This is a genomic window from Pseudomonas putida, from assembly GCF_025905425.1.
Lineage (GTDB): Bacteria > Pseudomonadota > Gammaproteobacteria > Pseudomonadales > Pseudomonadaceae > Aquipseudomonas > Aquipseudomonas putida_AF.
In genome coordinates this window covers 2,103,543-2,126,154 of the sequence record NZ_CP109603.1, presented here as the reverse complement: position 1 = coordinate 2,126,154, position 22,612 = coordinate 2,103,543, and the positions used below count along the sequence as shown (strand labels likewise).

At 56.4% G+C, this 22,612-nt stretch carries 24 protein-coding genes and 1 pseudogene; 14 read left to right on the top strand and 11 right to left on the bottom strand.

Going from position 1 to position 22,612, the window contains the following annotated elements; all coding sequences use genetic code 11:
- Positions 1-13: 13 nt before the first annotated feature.
- Together OGV19_RS09590 and OGV19_RS09585 are read right to left on the bottom strand one after the other, a co-directional pair.
- Positions 14-514 carry a methylated-DNA--[protein]-cysteine S-methyltransferase gene (locus tag OGV19_RS09590; protein WP_264313168.1) on the bottom strand — a complete coding sequence of 167 codons (501 nt, stop codon included), beginning with the start codon at positions 512-514 and terminating at the stop codon, positions 14-16.
- A 76-nt stretch (positions 515-590) separates the two neighbouring features.
- Positions 591-1,391 carry a WaaZ-like lipopolysaccharide core biosynthesis protein gene (locus tag OGV19_RS09585; RefSeq protein ID WP_264313167.1) on the bottom strand — a complete coding sequence of 267 codons (801 nt, stop codon included), beginning with the start codon at positions 1,389-1,391 and terminating at the stop codon, positions 591-593.
- Between the two features lie 269 nt (positions 1,392-1,660).
- Here OGV19_RS09585 and OGV19_RS09580 point away from each other — a divergent pair, with 269 nt between their 5' ends.
- Positions 1,661-1,861 carry a hypothetical protein gene (locus OGV19_RS09580; protein ID WP_264313166.1) on the top strand — a complete coding sequence of 67 codons (201 nt, stop codon included), beginning with the start codon at positions 1,661-1,663 and terminating at the stop codon, positions 1,859-1,861.
- Between the two features lie 46 nt (positions 1,862-1,907).
- Entirely contained in the window at positions 1,908-2,270 is a 363-nt protein-coding gene (gene osmE, locus OGV19_RS09575) for an osmotically-inducible lipoprotein OsmE (protein WP_264313165.1), read from the top strand.
- Between the two features lie 2 nt (positions 2,271-2,272).
- Here the strand turns inward: osmE and OGV19_RS09570 are convergent, their stop codons facing one another.
- Positions 2,273-2,632, bottom strand: coding sequence for a hypothetical protein (locus OGV19_RS09570; protein WP_413470133.1), 360 nt, complete (start codon positions 2,630-2,632; stop codon positions 2,273-2,275).
- A 196-nt stretch (positions 2,633-2,828) separates the two neighbouring features.
- Between OGV19_RS09570 and OGV19_RS09565 the strand changes: the two genes are divergently transcribed.
- The 3 genes from OGV19_RS09565 (at position 2,829) to OGV19_RS09555 (ending at position 3,873) form a co-directional block, all read left to right on the top strand.
- A complete protein-coding gene (locus OGV19_RS09565; RefSeq protein ID WP_264313163.1) occupies positions 2,829-3,050 on the top strand; it encodes a hypothetical protein in 222 nt (73 codons plus the stop codon).
- 79 nt (positions 3,051-3,129) lie between these two features.
- Complete coding sequence (locus tag OGV19_RS09560; protein WP_264313162.1) at positions 3,130-3,591, top strand: GNAT family N-acetyltransferase; 462 nt, start codon at positions 3,130-3,132, stop codon at positions 3,589-3,591.
- A 72-nt stretch (positions 3,592-3,663) separates the two neighbouring features.
- A complete protein-coding gene (locus tag OGV19_RS09555) occupies positions 3,664-3,873 on the top strand; it encodes a hypothetical protein (protein ID WP_264313161.1) in 210 nt (69 codons plus the stop codon).
- 83 nt (positions 3,874-3,956) lie between these two features.
- Here OGV19_RS09555 and OGV19_RS09550 read toward each other — a convergent pair whose 3' ends face one another.
- Entirely contained in the window at positions 3,957-4,154 is a 198-nt protein-coding gene (locus tag OGV19_RS09550) for a hypothetical protein (RefSeq protein WP_264313160.1), read from the bottom strand.
- Between the two features lie 343 nt (positions 4,155-4,497).
- Between OGV19_RS09550 and OGV19_RS09545 the strand changes: the two genes are divergently transcribed.
- The 3 genes from OGV19_RS09545 (at position 4,498) to OGV19_RS09535 (ending at position 7,874) form a co-directional block, all read left to right on the top strand.
- Positions 4,498-5,997: a sensor domain-containing diguanylate cyclase gene (locus tag OGV19_RS09545; protein ID WP_264313159.1), complete on the top strand. Its 1,500-nt coding sequence runs from the start codon at positions 4,498-4,500 to the stop codon at positions 5,995-5,997.
- 194 nt (positions 5,998-6,191) lie between these two features.
- A complete protein-coding gene (locus OGV19_RS09540; protein WP_264313158.1) occupies positions 6,192-6,449 on the top strand; it encodes a hypothetical protein in 258 nt (85 codons plus the stop codon).
- A gap of 285 nt (positions 6,450-6,734) precedes the next feature.
- Positions 6,735-7,874, top strand: coding sequence for an acyltransferase family protein (locus tag OGV19_RS09535; RefSeq protein WP_264313157.1), 1,140 nt, complete (start codon positions 6,735-6,737; stop codon positions 7,872-7,874).
- Between the two features lie 170 nt (positions 7,875-8,044).
- Here the strand turns inward: OGV19_RS09535 and OGV19_RS09530 are convergent, their stop codons facing one another.
- Both OGV19_RS09530 and OGV19_RS09525 read right to left on the bottom strand, forming a co-directional pair.
- On the bottom strand, positions 8,045-8,605 hold the full coding sequence (locus tag OGV19_RS09530) for a TetR/AcrR family transcriptional regulator (protein ID WP_264313156.1): 561 nt from the start codon (positions 8,603-8,605) through the stop codon (positions 8,045-8,047).
- Positions 8,602-9,138, bottom strand: coding sequence for a dihydrofolate reductase family protein (locus OGV19_RS09525; RefSeq protein ID WP_264313155.1), 537 nt, complete (start codon positions 9,136-9,138; stop codon positions 8,602-8,604). Before OGV19_RS09525 ends, OGV19_RS09530 begins: the two co-directional genes overlap by 4 nt.
- 556 nt (positions 9,139-9,694) lie before the next feature.
- Between OGV19_RS09525 and OGV19_RS09520 the strand changes: the two genes are divergently transcribed.
- On the top strand, positions 9,695-9,946 hold the full coding sequence (locus OGV19_RS09520; RefSeq protein WP_264313154.1) for a hypothetical protein: 252 nt from the start codon (positions 9,695-9,697) through the stop codon (positions 9,944-9,946).
- 383 nt (positions 9,947-10,329) lie between these two features.
- Here the strand turns inward: OGV19_RS09520 and OGV19_RS09515 are convergent, their stop codons facing one another.
- Entirely contained in the window at positions 10,330-11,358 is a 1,029-nt protein-coding gene (locus OGV19_RS09515) for a PDZ domain-containing protein (RefSeq protein ID WP_264313153.1), read from the bottom strand.
- Positions 11,359-11,813: 455 nt separating this feature from the next.
- On the opposite strand from OGV19_RS09515, the gene OGV19_RS09510 reads away from it, so the two are divergent.
- The 3 genes from OGV19_RS09510 to OGV19_RS09500 all read left to right on the top strand — a co-directional run bounded on the left by OGV19_RS09510 (position 11,814) and on the right by OGV19_RS09500 (position 15,928).
- Positions 11,814-12,326, top strand: a complete 513-nt coding sequence (locus OGV19_RS09510; RefSeq protein ID WP_264313152.1) for a sigma-70 family RNA polymerase sigma factor — start codon at positions 11,814-11,816, stop codon at positions 12,324-12,326.
- 77 nt (positions 12,327-12,403) lie between these two features.
- Positions 12,404-13,354 carry a FecR family protein gene (locus OGV19_RS09505; protein WP_264313151.1) on the top strand — a complete coding sequence of 317 codons (951 nt, stop codon included), beginning with the start codon at positions 12,404-12,406 and terminating at the stop codon, positions 13,352-13,354.
- A 147-nt stretch (positions 13,355-13,501) separates the two neighbouring features.
- Entirely contained in the window at positions 13,502-15,928 is a 2,427-nt protein-coding gene (locus OGV19_RS09500) for a TonB-dependent siderophore receptor (RefSeq protein WP_264313150.1), read from the top strand.
- A 115-nt stretch (positions 15,929-16,043) separates the two neighbouring features.
- On the opposite strand, the gene OGV19_RS09495 is transcribed toward OGV19_RS09500, so the two are convergent.
- Genes OGV19_RS09495 through tnpB form a run of 3 tightly spaced genes read right to left on the bottom strand, consistent with a single transcriptional unit; the run spans position 16,044 to position 18,341 of the window.
- Entirely contained in the window at positions 16,044-16,430 is a 387-nt protein-coding gene (locus OGV19_RS09495; RefSeq protein WP_264313149.1) for a GNAT family N-acetyltransferase, read from the bottom strand.
- Positions 16,431-17,963, bottom strand: a complete 1,533-nt coding sequence (locus OGV19_RS09490) for an IS66-like element ISPpu13 family transposase (protein WP_264311494.1) — start codon at positions 17,961-17,963, stop codon at positions 16,431-16,433. It abuts the gene before it with no gap.
- A gap of 18 nt (positions 17,964-17,981) precedes the next feature.
- Complete coding sequence (gene tnpB / locus OGV19_RS09485; protein ID WP_010954006.1) at positions 17,982-18,341, bottom strand: IS66 family insertion sequence element accessory protein TnpB; 360 nt, start codon at positions 18,339-18,341, stop codon at positions 17,982-17,984.
- 478 nt (positions 18,342-18,819) lie between these two features.
- Between tnpB and OGV19_RS09480 the strand changes: the two are divergent.
- Positions 18,820-19,395, top strand: a pseudogene (locus OGV19_RS09480) (tyrosine-type recombinase/integrase); the annotation flags it as partial.
- 283 nt (positions 19,396-19,678) lie between these two features.
- Here OGV19_RS09480 and OGV19_RS09475 read toward each other — a convergent pair.
- Positions 19,679-20,548, bottom strand: a complete 870-nt coding sequence (locus tag OGV19_RS09475) for a DMT family transporter (RefSeq protein WP_264313148.1) — start codon at positions 20,546-20,548, stop codon at positions 19,679-19,681.
- 121 nt (positions 20,549-20,669) lie between these two features.
- On the opposite strand from OGV19_RS09475, the gene OGV19_RS09470 reads away from it, so the two are divergent.
- A complete protein-coding gene (locus OGV19_RS09470) occupies positions 20,670-22,052 on the top strand; it encodes an aminotransferase-like domain-containing protein (RefSeq protein WP_264313147.1) in 1,383 nt (460 codons plus the stop codon).
- Positions 22,053-22,612: the final 560 nt, after the last annotated feature.

The following is a 22,612-nucleotide window of genomic DNA, read 5'->3' as shown; positions in this document are numbered from 1 at the left end:
CGCATTGCCCTGTTCAAAGCGCCAATGCCAGGCTCTCCCGCCCCTCCAGCGCCAGCAGATACTGCTTCGCCTGAAGCCCTCCGGCAAAACCGGTGAGGCTGCCCGAAGCGCCGATCACCCGATGGCAAGGCGCAATGATGGAGATCGGGTTACGACCATTGGCCGCGCCCACCGCACGGACCGCGCTAGGGTTGCCGATCTGCCGGGCGATGTCGCCGTAGCTGCGGGTTTCCCCAAAAGGGATGGTCAGCAAGGCATCCCACACCTGGCGCTGAAACGGCGTCCCGACAAAGTCCAACGCCAGGTCAAAGCGCCGCCGCGTGCCGGCAAAGTACTCGCCCAACTGGCGGGCGGTGTCCAGCAGAACCGGGCAGTGATCGTCGCGGTGGAGCTCACCGAGGCGCACGCGGTTCTCTCGCTCCTCCTCCCACAACACCGCTGCCAGCCGCTCGCCACGGGCCACCAGCGTCAGCGTGCCGACGGGGGATTGCATGAAGGTGAAGGCGCTGGACATCAGGGGGCTCCTGCAGGGTACTAGACAGTCAGCGCACTCTACGCATGCCCAAGGCTGTGCGCACCCGCTTTCTTGCTCAACCAATCCCACAGCCGGCAATGCGCCTCGCCTCGCTGAGATCGACCTTGGGAATCAACTCGGCCGGAATACGCGAAGCCGCCGACAGGTTGTAAACGTGAAAATGCTCATTCACCACGTGCCGCGCCATCAGCGTCAGTGACGGCAGGATACGGCTGTCCCAATGCTGGTCCAGGCCACAGGGCGAGTGTTCACCGTCCGCGGTTTCGTAGAAGCGCCCCACCGTCTGGTCAAGGTCCACCCCCACCAGCAGCACCTCTTCGAAACCCAGGTGATACGCCAGTTGCAGGGCCACATAAGCGACTGTGCGAGCATCGAAGAAGCCCTGCGACAGGTCCTTGCTGAAGGCGATCGAGCGGGCCCGTTTGCTCCACAACGCACGCTTGCAGACGCAACTGTCTCCATGCCCGCGCATGCCGTCGAGTAAGCCTGGCGTGTGTGCCTTGTGCAAGGCATAACATTCGCTGGAGGCTGGAATATCGGCGCCCTGAAACTGCTCTGGCCACAACGCCAGGCGTTGACTGTCACGCAGGGCGGTAGCAAACAGCTCAGGTTGCTGTTGCCCAAAACTCTTGTCGGTGCACACGTAAAAGAACGGCTTCACACCATGCTCGGCAGTCATGGAAACCGAACCGTTCATGGCGATGATTGGCAAATGGGCAAAGTCGCCCAGTGGGAAATGTTTTGCTGATGCGCCCGAGGCCAGAATCACCACGGGGCCTTGTTGGGTATTGCGACACGCCTCAAAACTGGAGAACGCCCCGCGTTCAGCGCTTGGCTGCGACGGAAGTGTGTTCATCATTTGCCACTTTGGACTGGACAGTACAAAACACGATACCGGTCCTTGTACGCACATCGAGCGCTTTTACATAAACCTTACACAAAGCGACTGATGGGTCTAGATATGTCCAAAAATTAAATGAGCTAACACCGTTTTCCAGACAGGTGCTGTGCATCTACAGACCCGCAAAGTCAGTACTCGTTCATTCGTCGTTTCTTCATGAGCCTCCTTGATGGTAATCCACAACCGGACTAATACTTAGGTCTCTGCCTGGGGAGGCACGAAACATGCAACCAAGATTCGTTATCGTTCCGGCGGTGCCCATCGAAAAGGAGTCGTTCCGTGTCGGTAGCCGTTACTACGCCGCTACCGTATGCGGTGGGTTCGACATCTATGACAACCTGGCGAAGGAGCGGCTCAAACCCAGCTACCCAAGCAAGACCGATGCGGAGGTACAGTGTCAGCGGATGAACAGAAGCCCGAGGTAAGATGATTTGCGCAGAGCACAAGGCTTTCTCTACCAGGAGCACAGCCATGAACACGCCCACTTCAACGTTGCTGTTCGCGCTGGCAGCCCTCGCCGGCTGCTCGACCCCTTCATCGCTCTACCACGACCAACCCGTGGTCGCGAAAGTCGAAACCGGCATGAGCAAAGAGCACGTCCTGCAGGTGGGCGGCAAACCTGACGCCGAGTCCGAACGAGACGTGGTGCCGGGTACCTGCTTTGACTACATGCTTGTCAAAGCAGGCAAAAGGCAACCTTACAGCGTCAGCTTCAACAGCGCAGACAAGGTCGACAGAACCGGCTTCATGACGTGTGCCGAGTGGAGCAATGCCCAGCACAAGGCCAGGCAGCCGGCGACCAACATGGGCGGCATGGGCGGCGCGGGTTACTGACCTCAGTCCAGGCACTCTCTGGCCGCCTGGCGCAGCTTGTCGCCCGACAGGAAACTGCCCTTGTAGAACGTCGCCCGGCTACCATCGCGGGCGTCGACCACCTCCAGGACATCGTCAGATGCCACTGCGCTGGGTGCTGTCAATCGATAGCCGTGAGCGATGGACTTTTGCGTGGCAAGTGGCGCCAGTGCTTGCCACTTAGGCATTACACAGGCGGCATATTGCACGGGGGTCTTGTGGGTCAGCTTACTGGCTGTGGGTTTACCAGGCGTTGCGCAACCGGCAACGCTGGCCGCCACGAAGGCGCAGCAGAAGATACGAAATGTAGGCATTTGCAATTGGCCAATAGGGGTACGGGGCATTCTACCGGGGGTTGCGCGGCGGTTCCAATCAACCAAGGTCGTGGCCATGCCGGCCGCCTTCTCAATGAACGATTGAATCTGCTTCGACCTACGCCACCTCCTACCTGTCAATTCTGCTAGTGGCGATAACAGCCAGGCGCGCCGATAGTGGGCATACGGATGTTCATCAGCTGTCTTTCGAAAGGAGCCTCTACGCATGCCCGACAAGATCACACGTTTTTTCTACCAGAACGGCCTTCTTCACACGCTGAAAACAGGCGATGAGGGCCGCGTTATCTTCCGCACTCCAGACATGCCACTTGCGGAACAAGGGGCTGACAACGCGCAAAACAATGGCTTGTTGGCAACAGACGATAAAGGCTCGGTGCTTCAGGTACAGGGTAGTGCAGTCGAAAAGCCAGGCGCTGATCAGGCCTAGCGTTTGAGGCTTCACTTGCCATGCCCCTCTTAATGCGGTGTCATTGCCCGCCCAACAGGCTTTGCAGCGCAGGACGCCCATGCCGCATTTTGACTGGCTAGCTAATCATATGAACCATTGCGACACCTTCGCTCAATGGATTCATCAGCAATTCAAGTACGAATTCGAGGGCGTTGACCTCGCCCTCTGGCAGCAGGCCTTCGCTGACGGCCAGGGCAATGGTCAATGGAAATGCCTGATTGCCTTGGATCAAGGTCAGCTTCTGGGCGGTGCAGCCCTGGCAGCTGAAGACCTGCCCTCACGCCCGGACCTCGGCCCTTGGCTTGCCTGCGTGTTTGTTGACCCGGCAGCCAGAGGGGGCGGAATCGCCGAACAGCTGATCGAGGGCATATGCTCGCACGCCCGCAGTACCGGCCTTGAAACCTTGTACCTGCACACCAGTGACAAACACGCTTACTATGCCAAGCGTGGCTGGGCGGTCATTGAACAGTTCGAAGCCTGGGGCAAGGCGCAATGGCTGATGTCGCGGGTACTTCGCTGAACGACACCCAACCGATGCAGTAACGCCCAATGGGGGGTGTAGAAGCAGACTTCAAGGAACACACTCACGATCATGGAAACACTTCAAACCATCAAATCAGACCTCGTCACTACAGCCGATCACCTCGATGAACTCAGCAAGGCCATGACCGGGCATGCCAGGTTCATGGAAGCCAGAGCCACCTCCGAGACCAAGATCGATGTACGCGCTCACATCAAGGCCATCGATGGGGTTGCCGAAGAGTTGAGGTCCGTTGCAGCAAGAATCAAAGATGATGCATGACCGCGCTCAGCACATTGCTCAACTACTGGCCCCTCTGCCCGCTACTTCAAGCAGGCAACTGCTCGGTGACAGGAGATGATACTTCAGTGTTTGCCGTCTAGTTCCGGTGGCCATGCGCTCATGAAAATGATGACCCCAGGTATGGAAAGCGCCAGCAGGTACTGGCCGGGGTGAACCACCACGCCAAAGGCCCAGAACGCCATTAGAACTCCGCCGACAACACGCCGCTGTCGAGGGGAAAAACGCTTTTGAAAGGTTTCCAGTTTTTTACGCCAAGCCATTTTCACACGCCCTATTTCCGCACTCACGTCCATTGTGTCGGCTTGCAGATCCGCAGCAGGTCATCATCACTCCGTCTTGCTCTGATAGTTCGCAGCGCCGCCCGTGGCTTCGAAATGCGTGCCAGAGAATTTCTTCAATGGGGATGCGCTGGTTAGCAGCGCTCATTCTACCAAAGCCCCGGGTCATGGCATTAGCGTTATCGCGGGACAGCCACGTACCAACTGGTTAATGCCTTCTCCGCCGACTCTCTATATCATTGCCCCCAGCCAGGCATGGCTTTTTGCTATGGCATTCAAACATTGATCGCCAGCCCCGGAATTCGGACTCCCCTCAGGTATTGCCGTGAAGCGTGACATCCACCTCGTTGTTCTTCTGCTGTCGGTCATTGGTTGTTCACTCGCATCATTGACGCTGTGGAAGGTCATGGCCTCCCGCGAACGAGCCCTGGAAGACATCAACATCCACAGCCTGAACCTGACCCAGGCGCTATCCACCTATTCAGAAGGCATCGTAAGGCAAAGCTCACTGCTACTGCTCGGCCTGGTCGAGCGCCTGGAAACCGAAGGCAGCGGGCCAGCCCAGATCGAGCGCCTGAGCCAACTGGTCAGCCGTCAGCAGCCCCTGATGCCGCAGTTGAGCGGCGTCACCCTTTACGCCAAGGACGGACACTGGCTGATGTCGTCCAACCGTCCGATCCCCGCCGGCGCCAACAGCAGCGACCGGGCCTACTTCATCCACCACCGCGACGACCCTTCCCGCGAGCCCTTCATCGGCCTGCCCATTCGCAGCCGCACCAACCACGAATGGGTGATCACCATCAGCCGGCGCTTCAACGACAGCCGCGGCGAGTTTGCCGGCGTCGTGGCTGTGACCCTTGGCGTGAAGAACTTCCTGCGTCTCTTCGGCAAGCTCGAGGTGGGCCATGACGGCGCCATCGGCCTGTCATACACCGACGGCTCCATGCTGGTGCGCTACCCGTTTCGGGAACAGGACATGGGGCGCAATTTCTCGAAGTCGCCAATCTACGCCAAGTACCTGGTCGACCAGTCGGTGGGCACCGCCTCGTTCACCTCAAGCCTGGACGGCGTGGAGCGACTATATGCGTTTCGCAAGAGTGACAAGCTACCATTAGTGACGACGGTCGCGCTGGGCAAACGCGAGGCCCTTGCCGCCTGGCAGCTGGAGGCGTTGCTGTCATTGCTGGTGGTCTGCGGATTGCTCGCGCTCATCGGTGCCATTGGCGGCTTGCTCATTCGTGCCATGGGGCGACGTATCACGGTGGAAAGCGAACTGAGAGTGGCCCAACAGCAGTTGCTTGACAGCAATCAGAAGCTCGAACGCCTAGCGATGCACGATGCGCTGACCGGGCTTGCCAACCGACGCTGCTTTGACCAAACGCTGGCCGAGGAGCACCTCAGAGCCCGTCGAAATGGCACACCGCTGGCGTTGCTGATGATTGATATCGATCATTTCAAACGCTACAACGACACCTACGGGCATCCGGCTGGCGACGCTTGCCTGCAGCAGGTTGCCCGTCTGCTCTCGGCCTGCATCCGCCGCCCCTCAGACCTGCTGGCGCGCTACGGGGGCGAAGAGATGGCTGTGATTCTGCCCGACACCGGTAGCGCCGGTGCGGCCATCGTTGCGCAGTTGATGCTTGATCGGTTGACGTCTGAACGTATTGCTCACCCGACCAGTCCTTTTGGACATGTGACCGTCAGTATCGGTATCGCATGTGCTACCGAGCCCACCCTCGACAGCTGGCCGGCGCTGCTGGAGCGCGCAGACCAGGCGCTCTATATCGCGAAGGAAGCAGGCCGCAATTGCCTGCATGTCGGCTGAACGAAAGCCCGAAACGTCCCCAGCTTAGTCCTAGCCCCCCCCACGGCGAAAACGATCGTGACTGGCCACCCATCCAGCATGGACGCAAAGCCAGTAACCCACACGCCCTCCTCCATAGTAGCGTTGCGCATTCAACGAACTTGCAAGTCCGTCACTAGGCCGACGGACTTGAGCGATTCTGACCAGGAGGTCACATGCAAGGTGTTCAGGTAATAGACCAGGCAGCGCTGGATTCGGCGCTGATTGCGTTTGCCCGCTACAAAATCGGAGAAACTAAAATTTTCGACCTGGAGCGTGCAATGAGCTTTGAAGTAGGGGAAGCCTTGTCCAAGAGCGGGCTGGTGAGGTTCTCAATTGCGAAATCCATGTCCGGTCGCTACCGCATCAGCGATGAAGGAGAGAACGCCATCACGGACGCTGGGCGGGCACGCCTTAAGGTAATCCGCGGGTAACACCGCCTTCGTCAACCCGTTCAGCCAGCTTCATCTCCAGCGCCTGATGCTGCGCCTGGAGGTGAAGCTTGGTCCTCACTCCGCCAGCCCCTTCGTGCGCCAACCGAGCAAAGATGGCCTCCTCGGACGGCGAGAAGCCGGAGCATTGCCTACCTTTCTCACTTCGTAGCACCTCGAAGCACTCGCCAGCTTCCGGTCGCCCAAGCCACGGCGAATGGGCAAGAAGTGGGTAGGAAAACCTTGAGGGCACGACTACAATCGCGCCCTCTTCAGGAAGGCATGTCAATGACCGAACGTTATTCACACCTCGATGGGCTCCGCGGGCTGGCTGCACTGGCGGTTGTTTTCTGTCATTTTGTACAGCTTTACCTACCCGCTGCATTCCTTCGCACTGCTCCCGACCATTTCGGTGAGTCGAAGATATCGGCATCACCGCTAAACCTGGTATTCAATGGCAATTTCGCGGTGGCGATTTTCTTCGTGTTAAGCGGCTTTGTGCTTGCCGCCCCTTTCTTCAATGGCCAATCTTCAAGGTGGTACATCAAAGCAGCCATCAAGAGATACCCTAGACTGGCACTGCCAGCCTTGGCATCCACGCTAATTCCCTGCCTGATCTACGTCACCTTCGGCTCAAACTTTTCAGCTACAACCCCACTGTCGGGTTATACGAAAACCGAGTACTTCTCCGGGTTTGATAGTATTACAACCGCTGTATGGCAAGGCCTGATAGGGTCTTTCCTATTCGCCGAACAGGACTATAACCGAGTGCTTTGGACGATCCGCACCGAGCTAATTGGCTCGTTCGGAATCTTTGTCATGCTGCCACTACTGGGCAGGTACCCAGCGCGGTTCATCGCCTACGCCGCCCTTGTACTCATCCTTAAAGACTCGTTCTTGCTGGGCTTTGTACTCGGCGCCCTGGCGGCCGATCTGGCATTCGGGCTTCGCGTCAGCATCAATCGAGCCGCGTCACTGACCCTTTTTGTGCTTGGCCTGTATTTAGGCGCATTCCCCTATGTCGGCCAAGACCTGTTGATATGGCGGCCGATCACCGCCATTCCACTTAAGAACATCTTTATAGTTTCACACCTTGCTGGCGCTTTCCTGTGCATCATTGCGCTTGCGGGCCTTCCATCGCTCCAGCGCCTTTTGACGACTCGCCCCTGTGCCTTCCTGGGAAGAATCTCATACTCCATGTACCTGATTCATTTCACCGTTATTGGGTTCCTTGGGTCATCTCTCATCGTCAACATGGCAAGCCTCGGCTATGGCACCTCACTTTTCATAACCTTGGGCATTCTACTTCCCGTCGTAATTGCATCAGCCTATCTGTTTACGATCATGATCGATGAACCCTCGATCAGGCTTAGCAACCGCTTGGCCAAAACGCTAATGAATTCGCCAAGGTCTACATCAGCTGCTTAGCGGGCACGCGCAGGGATGCGCAACTCTGTGAATGCAAAAACCCGGCGCAATGGCCGGGTCCTTTTTGTCATTCGATAGCGTGTAGGTTCGCCCTCTTTTCTTGCAAGGTAAGCTCTCCAAATCGACGCGGGTTCCCACACATCCAACAGGAGCAGAGAGGGTACAAAGCTTCAAACACGAATCATGGACGCCAGGAGTAACTCAAGTGCTTGCTGGTAATGCAACCTCAGCGCCTGCACTTGCGATTGTTCCCCCTGTGACGAAACAAGCGCGAGCGCGCTGCCATGCGCATGGTCGACCAGAACATCACGCCAAAGCAACGGATTCGTGGCAACCTGTTCCAAACATGTAGTAAGGAGCTCGGTGAGCTGAGCTGTCACGCCAGCATATGCTTGCGGGTTAGCAAAAACTGCCAGCGTCAGTTGAGGATGCTGGCAGACTGCGTCGTGATACCGGGATAACATCGTACGGATCATCAAGACAGCGTTTGCTTGATGCGGAACATCCTGTAGTACTCCCGCATAGACATGATCCGAAATCGCTCGGATAAGCCCAGCCTTGTCCTCCACATGACGATAGAGTGCCATTGGACTGACCCCAAGCCGGGTTGAGAGTGCGCGCATAGTCAAGCCCACTTCTCCGCTTTCGTGCATCAACTCTAGTGCAGCAGTGATGATGTCGGCTCGTATAAGCTCGTTCCCTTGAGCGGGCCTGCCACGTGCTCGGGTCATCCAATCACCTTGTAGTTGGACTGTACCAATCCGGAAGGAAAACTTCGGCTGCTAACAAGCTTCAAGTCGACATCAGCCTCCATTTCACCAAATAGCGGTCTCCCCTGGCCCAGCAAGACCGGTACCACGGTAATAACAAGGTCGCAGATAAGTCCTTCGCGCAAGAAGGCTTGCACCACCTTTCCTCCGTCTACATAGACGCGGCGTACGTTTTGCGATGCCAGCTCCGCCATAAGCTCTATAGGCTGTTTGCTCGTGAAGTTGACCTTGCCCACTAGCGCGTCTGGGACAGGTGCTTCGCTGAGTTTCGCAGACATCACCAGTACAGGGCGATCATAGGGCCAAGGCCCTAGGTCTAACACCTTTTCGTAGGTTCCGCGGCCCATTACGATCAGGTCTATATCGGCGATGAAATCTTCATAACCATGATCTTCGGATGGGTCGTCACGCTCCATCAACCAGTTCACATCGCCGTTGAGCCGGGCGATGAAGCCATCCAGGCTGGTTGCGATGAAGGCATGTCCGCTGGTCATTGATTAGCTCCTCACTTTTAATATACATCGTATATTTTATCTGCGAGAAGCGGATTGCGCAATTAGGTGGTAGACAATCAACTGATTTACACCCCGCATGAAGATTTCGGGCAGTCTTAGGCAGCCCCCCCCTCCTCCGGCGTTCTACCCCCCCACCTTGAAATCACATCATCTCGTCGGCTGGACTTGGCCGCTGGCACTGATCAGTATGCTGTATGTGCATACCGCTATATCTCAAGTGAAACATGGATATCGATACAACCGGCTTCGAGCATGGCATGCCGACCCAAGTCGGAACGCTCGATCAGCAATCGCACATCCTGATGGCCGAGAATGCCCCCCCTGAAGGCCAAACTCGCCCAGGCACAGGCCAACATCACCAAGCTGATCTGCCGTGTTTGGACTGTAGCCAGCGTGGATGGCGGCTCTTCGCTAACCGGCAGCTCGTGCCGGATTCGAGTGACACGACGCGTCACTGTTTCGTCTCGATGAGTCATATTGATGCCTTCCAACTCTCAGGCTAATACTTAAGTCTCAACCTGGGGAGGTATGAAAAATGCAACCGCGATTCGTTATCGTTCCAGCTGTACCCTTGGAAAAAGAGTCGTTCAGATCTGGATCTCGTTACTATGCCGCTACCGTTTCGGGTGGTTTTGACATTTACGACAACCAAGAGAAGGCACGACTGCGACCGAGCTACGCGACAAGAACGCAAGCCGAATCTGCACGTGTGAAGCTGAACAGCGAGTGCCGTAACCCCGACGAACTCTTCCCGCTGTTTCGGGTAGAGCTTTCAAACGCGAACTAGAACTTACTGCAGTTCCTCGCCGTATCATCGTCGCGCCACGGAACGGCGCACTTTGATTTTGTGGCGCGCGCTGAATGACATCCCGCGACGCTTGAGCGCATACATCTCGAATGACTTGCTGATCTCGCCCGGCTCAGTCTGGAGCACACCATGAGTGGCCGAGCCTCGCAGATCCCGCCTGTCCGTCGAAGACATCACCACACTACTGGCTAGCAGTGTCCAGGACTCCCGGAGGTTGCGCTGGCTGCAGTGATGATTTTCGCTGGCGGGTAATGCTGTTCACTTAAGCTCTGCATCGCCTGCATTGGGGCTGCTGCGCAGCCCCGGCATTCTTAAGTGAACAGCATGTCGCTCTTGGCGGGGTTCTGTTATCAGCAACAACTTCAATGCTGAACAACCACTGGCGGCCCAAGCACTAGAGAAACATTGGCATAGGCGCCCTTTCGAAAAATCTGGAGCAAGGTGGCCGACCCTGTCGGAACCTTGTTAATGCCGACCAGAAAATCAATATCATCTCTGACCGGCACCCCATCAACCTTCACAATGACATCGGCAAACTGCAGACCCGCTCGCTCTGCCGGCCCGCCCGGAGAAATCTTCTCAATGGATGCTCCCTCCAGCGGCATACCTAGCCGGGCAGCCTTGATAGGGTCCATGGAAGAAATTGCCGCGCCAACCCTCCCCGGTAGGAAGGGGCTTGGTGCCGGGCAATCGCGACCTGAAAGAGCATGATCGATAGCCTTCTTTTTGCTATCAGCAAGATCCCTGAATTCAGGCCCCAACTGTGCACTCCGGATCAGCGCCACATTCAGGTAGTCGCAGGACTTCCCGTGATAGGCCTCTGGGGTTTCTTTCGCTACCCATTGAGCCAGCGAAGTTTGCGAAGAACCGCGTTCCGAAGTTGATCCTTGAAAATGTGCAGTCGGCTGAGGAGCACTAGCAGGCACTGACGCTGTAGCAGTTGGCGCCGCAGCGTACGCGCCTGCGGGAAGCTTGCCGCCCGCCTTGATGTACTCAAGACCGCCAGGCGGCAAGTCTGCCTGAAGCTCTTTCAAGGACTCAGGATGTTGGAGGATATAGTCGATAGCCCCTGCCTGGTTGACGGTCGTGCCCGGCATGCAGCCTTGCTCTTGCTCAACCTGCTCTACCGAGGCGTGCGTCCAACGGCCATGTTTTTGCACATATTCAGCGTGTTCACCTGTGTTTGAAAGCAAGATACCCGCATTTTGTCGATCAACGGCAAGCTCGAGACAGGTTTTGCCGCGAAAGTTAGCGGGCGCAAGGCTCACACTTTCTGGCGTTTCGCTATCTAGAGACGCTTGCGCCATGCTATTGAGGACCATTTGGTCAACGCATCCAGAAAGATTGACCATAACCAACGATAACGCAGCGAAACTGACTACCCTGCTCATATCTCATTCACCTAGATGCCAATACGGCATCATTATCGAACGATTCCATATTAGCAATACGGTATTTGCGATGGCCCGGGCTTGGGGGTTATCGGTCTTTTCACCTACTGACAATGACGCAGTTTCTTAGTGGTGTATAGCGGTGGCAAAGGGTTGATTTCATTGGGCCAGGCACCCCTCCATCCCCCTCAATTCCTCATCAGTGGTATCAAAATTGGTATCACCTGGTGGCTGTCGCTGACTGTCCGCTTTCGACCCATAGCTGCCCTTCACGGATGGCTATCGGCGGCCAAAAGTGTGCGCCCGAACGATGCCAGATCAGGTAGCCTGCCACCACTTCCGCGCGATTTGCTCGAAATGCTCAAGACGGTGCAAAGCCCATTTAATAATGCTTCTCAGTTAGTGTAAGATCCGCGGCTCTCCGGCGGGGCCGGTTCACTGACTTAGGGCTGAGCATGTCACGCATTGGCACCTCTGATTTGCTAACCAACTTCCACGAGCACTACGCGGAACTGATGGCGTTCTTGGCTCGGCGGCTGGGTAACGTAGATCAAGCTGCCGATGTGGCCCAAGATACCTATTTGCGTTTGGTCAACCTGCCAGCGGGCGAACCGATACAGGAGCCTCGCGCGTTCCTGTTCCGTATTGCTGGCAACCTGGCCATTGATCGCATGCGTCGGGAGGGGAGACTGACTGCCTTGCAAGCCGATGAGTCACAGGCCTTGGAGGTCTGCGATCCACGCCCTTCACCAGAGACTGCTTTGATCACGGATGAGGCCTTGGCGCAGCTCGATATTGCCATGGAGAAGTTGCCGAATAACGCACGTCTGGCGCTGTTGCTCAACCGTCTAGAGGGGCTGACACATGCGCAGATCGCCATAAGACTCGGCGTTTCCGAAAGCACTGTGGGGAAGTACATTGTTCAAGCTGTACGGCATTGTCGCGACACATTGAGGCGGTCGGAGTGAAGATGAACCGCTTGCCTCATACGAACGTGTCCCCCCAAACTCTGACGCCTCTTCACACTTCTCAGCTTGCAGAGCCAATGACTGACACTGTTGATCCTTCCGATCTGGAAGACCAGGCCCTAGAGATGCTGGTACATCTGGACTCTGGCCGGGCTACTACGGCCGATCATCTGGCCTATGAAAACTGGTGCCAGCGTTCTGCAATCCATGCTCACGCCGCAAGAAGCGCCGAGGCATTGTGGGGCGCATTCCCACGCACAAAAACAGCCCAACAGTTTGTTAATCCGCCCCCCGAGAAGCATCGCAAACCCGTACGCGCCCTGTGGGTAGCCGGCATGGCTGCTTGTTTTGCATGGGTGGTGTTCAGTGGGGCACTGTCACGCAATTGGTCAGCGCTTTCTGCCGATCATGTGACTGACGCTGGGGAGCGGCGGGAGTTGCGACTTCAAGATGGCAGCCTGCTGTGGATGAATGGTGACACCGTGCTGTCGGTGAATTACAGCCCTGGCCAACGCGGCATCACGCTCTATCAAGGGGAAGCGCTGTTCGAAGTAGCCAAGGATCCATCGCGGCCTTTTATCGTTCACGCCGCTCAAGGTGAAGTACAGGCGGTTGGTACACGTTTCGATGTAGATCAGCGCGGCGACAAGGTCACCGTCCAGGTAAGCGAAGGGATAGTTCAGCTCAGTTCGGGCGGGGAGACACTGCGTCTGCCCGCAGGGCAATCCTCAGCCTATCGCCAAGGGCTGGCGCCGCAGATGGCGGTGAACGTCGATGTGCAGAGTGTCGCCACCTGGCAGCGAGGCAAATTGATTTTCAATGCGCGGCCGTTGGGCGATGTTCTCGCTGAGCTTGACCGGTACATCCCTGGCGTCCTGTACCTGACCGATGAAACGCTGGCGGCAAGGCGTATCAGCGGGATATTCGACGTGGATGATCCACAAGCGGCGCTCAAAGCGCTGGAGCAGACGCAACCACTTCGTATTACCCGATTACCGTTACTCACCGTAGTGCGGCCCAAGAGCTGATGTAAGGCCGGCATCCTCCTCCTGAGAGCACCTTGCAAAAAAATGAAAATTCTTTGGCAAGGTTCTCTACGTCGCTTCGTCGTAGATACGAAGCGCGAATCATTCACATCAAAATCGCGCAGCCAACTCTAGGGAAAGGTTGCTTTCATGTTCCATGTCTCCTCACGTACCCACGCTCATTCGTTGCGCCAAGCAGTGGCACTTGCGTCCTTGCTCGGGCTAATGGGACCGGTCAATGCTCAGACCAAGGTCACTGACGCCTTCGCTGTCATTCAGGTCTTCAATATCGCTGCCCAGCCACTGGACAGCGCACTGATCCGATTCGCCGATCAAGCCGGCCTGCGCATCATTTTCAACTCCGACGACATTGGTGGAATGTCCAGCACTGGGTTGAGCGGGCCCTTCAAGGTCAATGAGGCGCTTGACCGGCTACTTCGCGGCAGTGGTTTTAGTTATGAGTTCGTGAATAGCAAGACGCTGACCTTGCGCAAGCTATCGGCTGATTCGGCAGCGCTGGAGCTGGGCGTTACCGATGTGAATGCACTTGGGTTGGCCTCCACTACTGAAGGGACCGGCTCCTACACCACTGGCCTTACCAACACAGCAACACGGTTAGGGCTTTCGCCGCGCGAAACACCTCAGTCCATCAGTGTGGTCACTCGGCAACAGATGGACGACCAGAACATGCAGTCCTTGGAAGACGTTGCGAGGGCAGCGACGGGCATCAGCACAGTCAAAGGGTTCGGCACAGAGCGCCCGCTTTACTATTCGCGAGGGTTCCAAGTCGACGACTTGCAATTCGATGGCCTGCCGAGCAGCGTCACGGAAAGTTTCTCGATGGACGTCATGTCGGTGAACAACATGGCGATGTATGACCGGGTGGAAATTGTCCGAGGCGCAAACGGCCTGATGCAAGGTGCAGGCAATCCTTCTGCGGCAATCAACATGGTTCGCAAGCGACCGACGCGTGAATACCAACTCAAGGCGGAGATAGGTGCTGGTTCGTGGGACAGCTACCGCACGCAACTCGATGTTGGCGGCCCCTTGAACGCAGAGGGCACCCTGCGTGGTCGTACTGTCCTGATGTACAACAATCGAAATAGCTACCAGGACTACGCTGACAAGGACAACCAGCTTTTCTACGCCATCGGCGAAGTCGACCTGAGTGACTCGACAACGGTCGCGGTGGGTGCGTCCTTCCAGCAGGACAATAACGGCGGCTACGATTGGGGCGGTTTGCCTACCCACCTGGATGGCAGCTCTTACAACTTCTCACGTTCAAAATCGCTCGCCGGGAAGTGGGCCTACCTGGACAAGATCAACCGCAACGTCTTTGCCGATATCAAGCACAGTTTCAACGAGGACTGGAACCTCACCGTCGCCACCAATTTGATCTGGTCCAATTCAGATTTTCTCGCTCAGGTTGGGTATCACACCAAGGATACCGATTCGATGATGCGGTACTGGCCGAACAGCGCCCGTTACGATGACGAGCAAATCAATCTCGACGCAGCGCTCAACGGCGCATTCACCCTGCTGGGGCGCCAGCATGAGGTGGTGATTGGCACCAACATGAGGCGCGACAGGCTGCAATACGTCACAGGCTCGGCCAGCGTGAACCCTACCGTCGACATTCTGGACTTCGATACCTCGCAATTCCCTAAACCGCAGATAGTTGGCAACCTGACGCCCAGTCGACATGTGCGCAAGGACAAGGGGATCTACGCCGCCACTCGCCTCAATCCGTTCGATGACCTGCACGTCATTCTCGGCAGCCGTTTGAGTTGGGTCGACTACGACACCCAAGGCCCATGGGAGACCGACCGCTTCAAGGAAAACCGCAAGGTCATTCCTTACGGCGGCATTGTCTACGACCTCAATGACAGTACCTCGGTGTACGCGAGCTATACCGAGATTTACAAGATGCAGAGCAACTACAGCGTCGACAACAAATTACTGGAACCCACCACGGGCAGTAACTACGAAGTCGGAGTAAAAAACGAACTGTTCGATGGCCGGTTGAATGCTTCCCTGGCGCTCTTCCAGGTCGATCAGTCAGGCCTTCCTCAGGTCGTTCCCGAGGCTGGGCAAGTCTGTGGACCGGCGCGCGATGCGCGGTGCTACACCGAGGGTGCCAAAGTGCGAAACCGCGGGTTCGATGCAGAGGTCTCAGGCGAGTTGATGCCCGGGTGGAATGCCTCCGTGGGCTACACCTACAGCCATCCTAAATACATCGCGGGCGCCAACAAGGGTGCCACCTATGGCACAGAAAATTCGCCACAGCGACTATTCAAGGCCGCTACCACCTATCAGCTGCCAGGGAAGTTGGATCAATGGCGAGTCGGGACCAGCTTGTACCATCAGAGCAAGCTGTACCTGAACGACATTTCGCAGAGTGCCTACAACCTTGTGGACCTGAACGCTAACTTCCGAATTGATCAGAACCTGAGCGTACAATTGAACCTCAATAACATTTTCGATGAGAAGTACTACACCGCGATTTTCAGTCAAAACACCGGAAACTATTACGGTGAACCCCGCAACTTTGCCGTCACTCTACGCTACGAGAATTAGTCGCGAGCCGGATGAGCGCTTTGAGTCGCCCCCGTTTGGCAGATACTGTCCAAGGGGCGGCTTCTGGCTTTTAGCCAACCTCGGCCAACGGTCGGTATGGGTCGATAGCAGCCAGTCACTTTTCGGCAACATATAGCATGTGCATCGCGCTCGCGTCGGTCGGAGGATAATCGGGATGAAGGAATTCACCGCCCTCAACTCTCGTCATCCCCAGCCGCTGCATTACAATTTCAGAACGCTTGTTCGCCAATGCGGTAAAAGCGTAAACGCGGGGCACATCCAAGGTGCTAAACGCATAATCGAGAGCCGCGCGAGCGGCTTCGGTCGCATAACCCTTGCCCCAATAGTCGCGACCAAGCCGCCAGCCCACCTCTAACGCCGGACCGAATGGAAAATCATCTCCGAGCCAATGCAGGCCAACTGCGCCGATCAACGAGCCATCATCGATACGTTCGGCGTAAGCGCTCCATAAACCCCACCTAACCAAAGATGGGCAGCGCACCTAGCTGTGTATGTGAGGTGTGCAATTCCATGGCAGTAGCGCTTCGTAGTCTTCGACTGAGCACGCCTGCGGCAGGCGTTCCAGTGCGTGGCGCAGCCACGCATAGGGTTCTTGGCCGTTGGCTTTGGCCGTTTCTACCAAGCTGTAAAGTTGTGCGCTGGCAGTGGCACCTTTGGGCGTGTCACTGAACAACCAGTTCTTTCTCCCGATGACAAACGGGCGGATCGCACGCTCGGCCGCGTTGTTGTCCATCGGCAAGTAGCCGTGCTCGACGTAGCGTTCCAATTTGCTCCAGTTGCTGGCCAAGTAACCGATGGCCTTGCCCAAGGCATTCTGCGTCGTGACCTGAGGTTGCGTTTTCTCTACCCAGTTTTTCAGCTGAGTCAGCAATGGCAGGCTGCGCTCCATGCGGGCAACCTTACGATCTTCGTCGTCACTGTCCTTCAAGTCGCGCTCGACGCCATAGAGCTTATTGATCAAGTTCAATGCGATGTCAGCGCGTCCTGTTTTGCCCTTGGGCTGTACTTTCTGCGCTTCGACGAACTTGCGGCGCGCGTGCGCCCAGCAGCCCAATCGCTCCAGCCCGTCCTGTGCGGCCAGCGCGTTGTAACCGGCGTAGTCGTCGGTCATGACATAGCCGCGATAGCCGTCCAGCAGGCGCACCGGCACCTCCTGCGCTCGGCTGGTGGTGTAGTCGAAAAGGATCACCGGGCGATCAGGTGGGCCGCCGGTTTGCACCCACATCCAGGATTGGCTGCTGGGCTCACGACCAGGCTCTTTCAACACCTGCACACGTGTTTCATCACAGTGGATGATCCGACTGTTCAACAGGCTTTCGCGCATCAGATTCAGCAGCGGCTGAAAGTGCTCGCTGCATTGAATCACCCAGCGTGCCAGGGTTTGGCGCGGGATATCGATACCGTGACGCCCCAGCACTTTTTCGAAGCGGTGAAGCGGCAAGCCGTCTACGTATTTAATGGTCAGCAGCATGGCCAGCACACTCGGGCTGGCCATGCTTTTCTCGATCATCTGGGCGGGCTTGTCCGCCGTTACGGGCGCTGACTCGCAGTCCCGGCAGCCGTACACCTTGCGAACATGTTTGATGACGCGAATCTGCATCGGGACGATTTCAAGCTGTTCGCTGACTTCTTCACCGATGGCATGTTTACGGCAGCCACAAGCGCAGGTCAGTTCATGCTCGGGCAGTTCGTGGACAACTTCGATACGCGGCAAATCAGCTGGCAGCGGCTTGCGCTTGCCACGGCGTTTGGTTGGCGCAACGACTTCTTCGTCGTCAGCCTCATCCAAGGGCTCGGCCAGGCTTTCCGCTTCGTCGAAGAGTGGCAACTGTGGTGTCGCCGTATCGCCAGTCTGCTCGGTCTTGCGCCCGAACAAGCGCTGGCGCAACAGCGCAACTTCCTCTTCGAGATGAACGATCTTGCCCTTGTCGGACGCGCGCTCGTGGATCATCTGCTCAAGCAGTTGCTTGAGCAGAACAGGATCGTCAGGGAGGTTTTCGGGCATGGAAATCATGCCGCGGATTATACCGAATCAGGCGACGTATCGAGGCGTCAAAACCTGATGCGGACGGTTGCGCCAGAGGTCGAAGCCATCGAGCAGCCAGTTCAGTTCCTGAACGGTCAGGACAATGGCGACGTCAGTCGGATCAGGTGAAGTTTTGAAACGTTCGGACTCCAGGCGTTTGAGCCAGAGGCAGAAGCCGTTGCGTTCCCAATACAGGATCTTCACGCGGTTGCGCGGCTTGTTGAGGAAGACGAAAAGCACTGGGTCGAACACCGCCACTTTGATATCGAGTTCGACCAGTGCGGCCAGTCCATCGATGGATTTTCGAAAGTCGACGGGCTTGGGGTAGAGGTACACTTTTTCGACTTTGGCGTCGGGTCGCATCATGGTCGGCGAGCTCCAGAAAGAAATCGGGAGCACAGCATCGAGGATCAGGTAAGCGCTTTGAATGTGGGGTTCATGGAGCGCTTACCGTTCGGCAGCCCAGAAAGTTGGCTCGCCGCCTTTAGAAAGCCGCGTCAGCTGGTCAACTACATCGCAGGTCTCAGACGCAGTCTTCGTGCCCCCGAGGAACTGCATTACCTCAGGATCAGCATGGATTACGCTCAGTAGGGGCTTATCCGCCTCTCGCCAATCCCTGAGCTTCAACCGGTCTGTTTCAATCATTCTTTCCCCCATTGCGAACAGGCTTGTTCCCGCTGCCACACTATCATCGTGCCCTCCACAAGTCCCCGCTCTCAATTATCGAGCGGCGGCTTATGGGAGCTCCCATGCAGGGAATGAATGACCGGAACGGGAACAAAAATGACTTGGGTGTAAGGCCTGGAACGGCTAATAGCGAGGTGTTCTTCGTTATGAATATGCAGCATTCTTCAAGTTCTGCTTCTTCACCGGCGTGAAGACCTGGCGAAGCCATGGTCTGAAGTGGGAGGACGTCGACCTTGAGCAGCGCTGCGCGACGATTCGCCGGATCATCGTCAACCGTGAGCCCCAGGAACGCACGAAAACCAAGCATCATAGGGAGGTCCTGTTAAACGAGCGCGCACTGAACGCCATCAACCAGGCCCGGCGAATGGCCACACTCCGGCGTATGGCGTCCCAATCCGCGCACCCAGTCAGCCCATTTGTGTTCCAACCGCGCAAAGGTGGGCTGTGGATCAACGAACCAAGTGTTACAATCCGCCACTTCAAATCGGCGCTCAAGGCGCTGAACATCCGTGAACGTCGGCAGTACGACACCCGCCACACCTATGCGACCATGTGCCTGATGTCTGGTATGAACCCCGCGTTCATTGCGAACCAGCTCGGCCACAGCGTTGAGATGTTGCTTTCTACCTACGCGAAATGGATCAGCTCCTCCTCGGACTGGAGGGAGCTGGAGAAGCTGCCGCCCCGAGTCGAATTGGCCCAAAATTGGCCCAAGACTGACGAGAGGGCCTAAATACACCTCTGGAACCCCCGCAGGACAGGCACTTGATTTCTACCGCTAACATCACCATGCAGTTTTTTCGTGGTGTTTGGCGGTATTGGAGGGCTGACTTTACTGGGCGAAACGCCCCTACTCACCCCTCTCTTCCCCACCAGTGGTATCAAAATTGGTATCGCCTGCTAGCAGACATTGATTGTCCGCTATCGACCCATAGCTGCCTTTAGCTGAGGGAGACTGACGGCCAGAAGCGGACGGTCACCGGCCACGATTAACTACCTTTGTTTTGACTCTTCATCTACTGGGCGTATTTTTTGGCCCCGGCAACACAGAGGACAGCACCCAGCGTCACGACAAGCATCATCCAACTGACTTGCTCGTTCAGAAGCAACGCTGCTAGTCCAAGCCCCATGAACGGCTGAAAGAGTTGCAGTTGGCCCACTGCCGCAATCCCACCCTGGACGAGTCCTCGGTACCAAAACACAAACCCAATCAGCATGCTGAACAGTGAAACGTAGCCGAAGCTAAACCACGCAGGGGCGCTTACCTTGGCGAAGGCATCAGGCGCTGGAAGATTAACAATAGTCAGCAACAGCATTAACGGCAACGCTACAAGTAATGACCAACTGATCACCTGCCAACCACCCAATGTCCGCGAGAGACGCGCCCCTTCCGCATAACCCAACCCACAAACAACTACCGCAGCCATCATCAGCACATCTCCCACCGCCGACGCCTCTCCTCCATTCATCAACGCATAGCCAACGACTAGCCCAGCACCAATCAACGAGAACAACCAGAACAGTGGCCGAGGTCGCTCACCGCCCCGCAGAACGGCAAATCCTGCGGTACAGAGTGGCAGCAGTCCGACAAAAACGATGGAATGAGCAGAGGTGACGTGCTGGAGGGCCAGCGCCGTCAGCAGAGGGAAGCCAATAACAACTCCAAGCGCTGTTACAGCCAATGACGACAAATCACCACGTTTAGGTCGCGGCTGCCGTAGCACGATCAAAAAAAGCGCACCCAATAGCGCGGCAATTGTTGCCCTAGCACATGTCAGAAACGTAGGCTCGAAGGCCGCCACTGCCACACGGGTTGCCGGCAACGAGCCCGCAAAGATTGCGACGCCTATGAAGCCGTTGATCCACCCGCTTGTTGATTTTTCCATCGGTAAGTCCTCGATAAGTCTGGGTTCAGTACAACACTGACAGGCTCACCAAGGCCACGCACAATACAGTACAATTTAACCGAACTGTTAGGCATATAAATCCAGCACAGTTGGGGGGGCGATGAAACGGGACGGAACGCGAATTCGAGCTGTAATGGGAGAGATCCAGTCCAGGATAGCCTCTCGAACCTACACACAAGGTGCGAGAATTCCTTCAGTCCGCGCAATGGCTCAGACCATGCAAGTATCGGTTTCTACTGTCCTTGAGGCATATGAACGGTTAATGGCAGAGGGTGTACTTAGTTCTCGTCCTGGCTCCGGCTTTTACGTGGCCGGGCCGGTGGCGCCACTGGCACTAACCGAACTTGGTCCCAAACTTGATCGTGACGTCGACCCGCTGTGGATCTCGCGCCAGTCTCTTGAAAACTCCAGCGATGCATTGAAACCAGGGTGCGGGTGGCTACCTCCATCCTGGATGTACGAAGCTGGCATGCGCAAAGCTCTTCGAATCGTTGCCCGCTCAGACACTTCGAAACTGACTGAGTACGCTTCGCCGCTTGGACATCCGCCTCTCAGGCAATTCTTATCGCGACGACTGGCGGGAGTCGGGATCGAAGCCCCTCCGGAACAGATCATGCTCACTGAATCCGGCACTCATGCCATCGACCTGATTTGCCGATTTCTTCTGGAACCGGGCGATACTGTCTTGGTCGACGACCCCTGCTATTTCAATTTTCATGCACTACTGAAAGCACATAGGGTGAACATTGTAGGTGTACCCTACACGGAGACGGGCCCAGACATCGATGCGTTCGGCGCTGCCCTACTCAAGCACTCTCCCCGGTTGTACATAACAAATTCCGGCATCCACAACCCAACCGGGGCCACCCTGTCTCCGGTCAAAGCACACAGGCTGCTAAAGCTAGCCGACATATCGAGCCTAGTAATTGTAGAGGACGACATCTTCGGGGATTTCGAGAATACTCCCGCGCCACGACTGTCTGCCTTCGATGGCCTCTCTCGTGTCATCCAGATAGGCAGCTTTTCCAAGACCATCTCCGCTTCAATTCGATGCGGCTACATCGCTGCTCGTAGTGAATGGATCGAGAGCCTGGTAGACCTCAAAATTGCGACTACATTCGGGGGGGGACGCTTGGCCGCCGACATAATCTATCAAGCCATTACTGATAGCGGCTACCGAAAACACATGGAAAGTGTTCGCCTTAGGTTAGCCGAGGAAATGGACAGAACGGTAGCGAGGCTTCAGGCCGTTGGTCTCAAGCCTTGGATGATTCCCCGGGCAGGCATGTACGTCTGGTGCCAGCTCCCTCAAGGTAAGGATGCAGCAACGCTGGTTAGAGCTTGTTTGAATGAAGGTGTAGTGCTAGCACCCGGAAATGTTTTTAGCCAATCCATGACGGCGGGAGATTTCCTCCGCTTCAACGTTGCTCAATCTGGTGACGCCAAAATCTACGAAGTATTGAAACGGGCTCTGAGTGATTAGTCGCGAGACCAATCCACATAGCTACCTCAGTAAAAAGGACTCCAGTCGTTGGACTAACAGGGCAACTGAGACTGCAGTCGTAGGCTGCTAAGGGTCGGTAGCGGTCAGTCGCGAAAGGCTAACGACCCTAATCGAATGCCAGGCCCGTAGAGCACCATTACTTCAGGCTCTGCCCAGACGTCAGGGTGTACATTGACACGGAGAGTGCCTCTGTCTCAGACCATTAAAATCCATCTGAAATTAACCCTCGACGTTCATAGCGCCACTAATGGCGACGTTGGAGGACTGTATGGACAAATCATGTGCTCCATAGCCTACTAGAGACCGGCATCGAGCCGGCATGGCCTTCCTGATGACCTGCCGCCCAGCCAGGTGCAGCCCAGCACTCAGTCCGCTCTACGGATTTGCAATCCGATTCAAGAACTCCCGTTTCATGCGGCCTTGGCGAGAAAATCAGTTCCAAAACGAAACGGAGGTTGCCGGCCCGTAAGCCGCATTCTACAAGGGTCGCCGTTTTAGTTTTGGAACAGATTTCCCCAGTGCAGCCAAGGCTTGGGCTG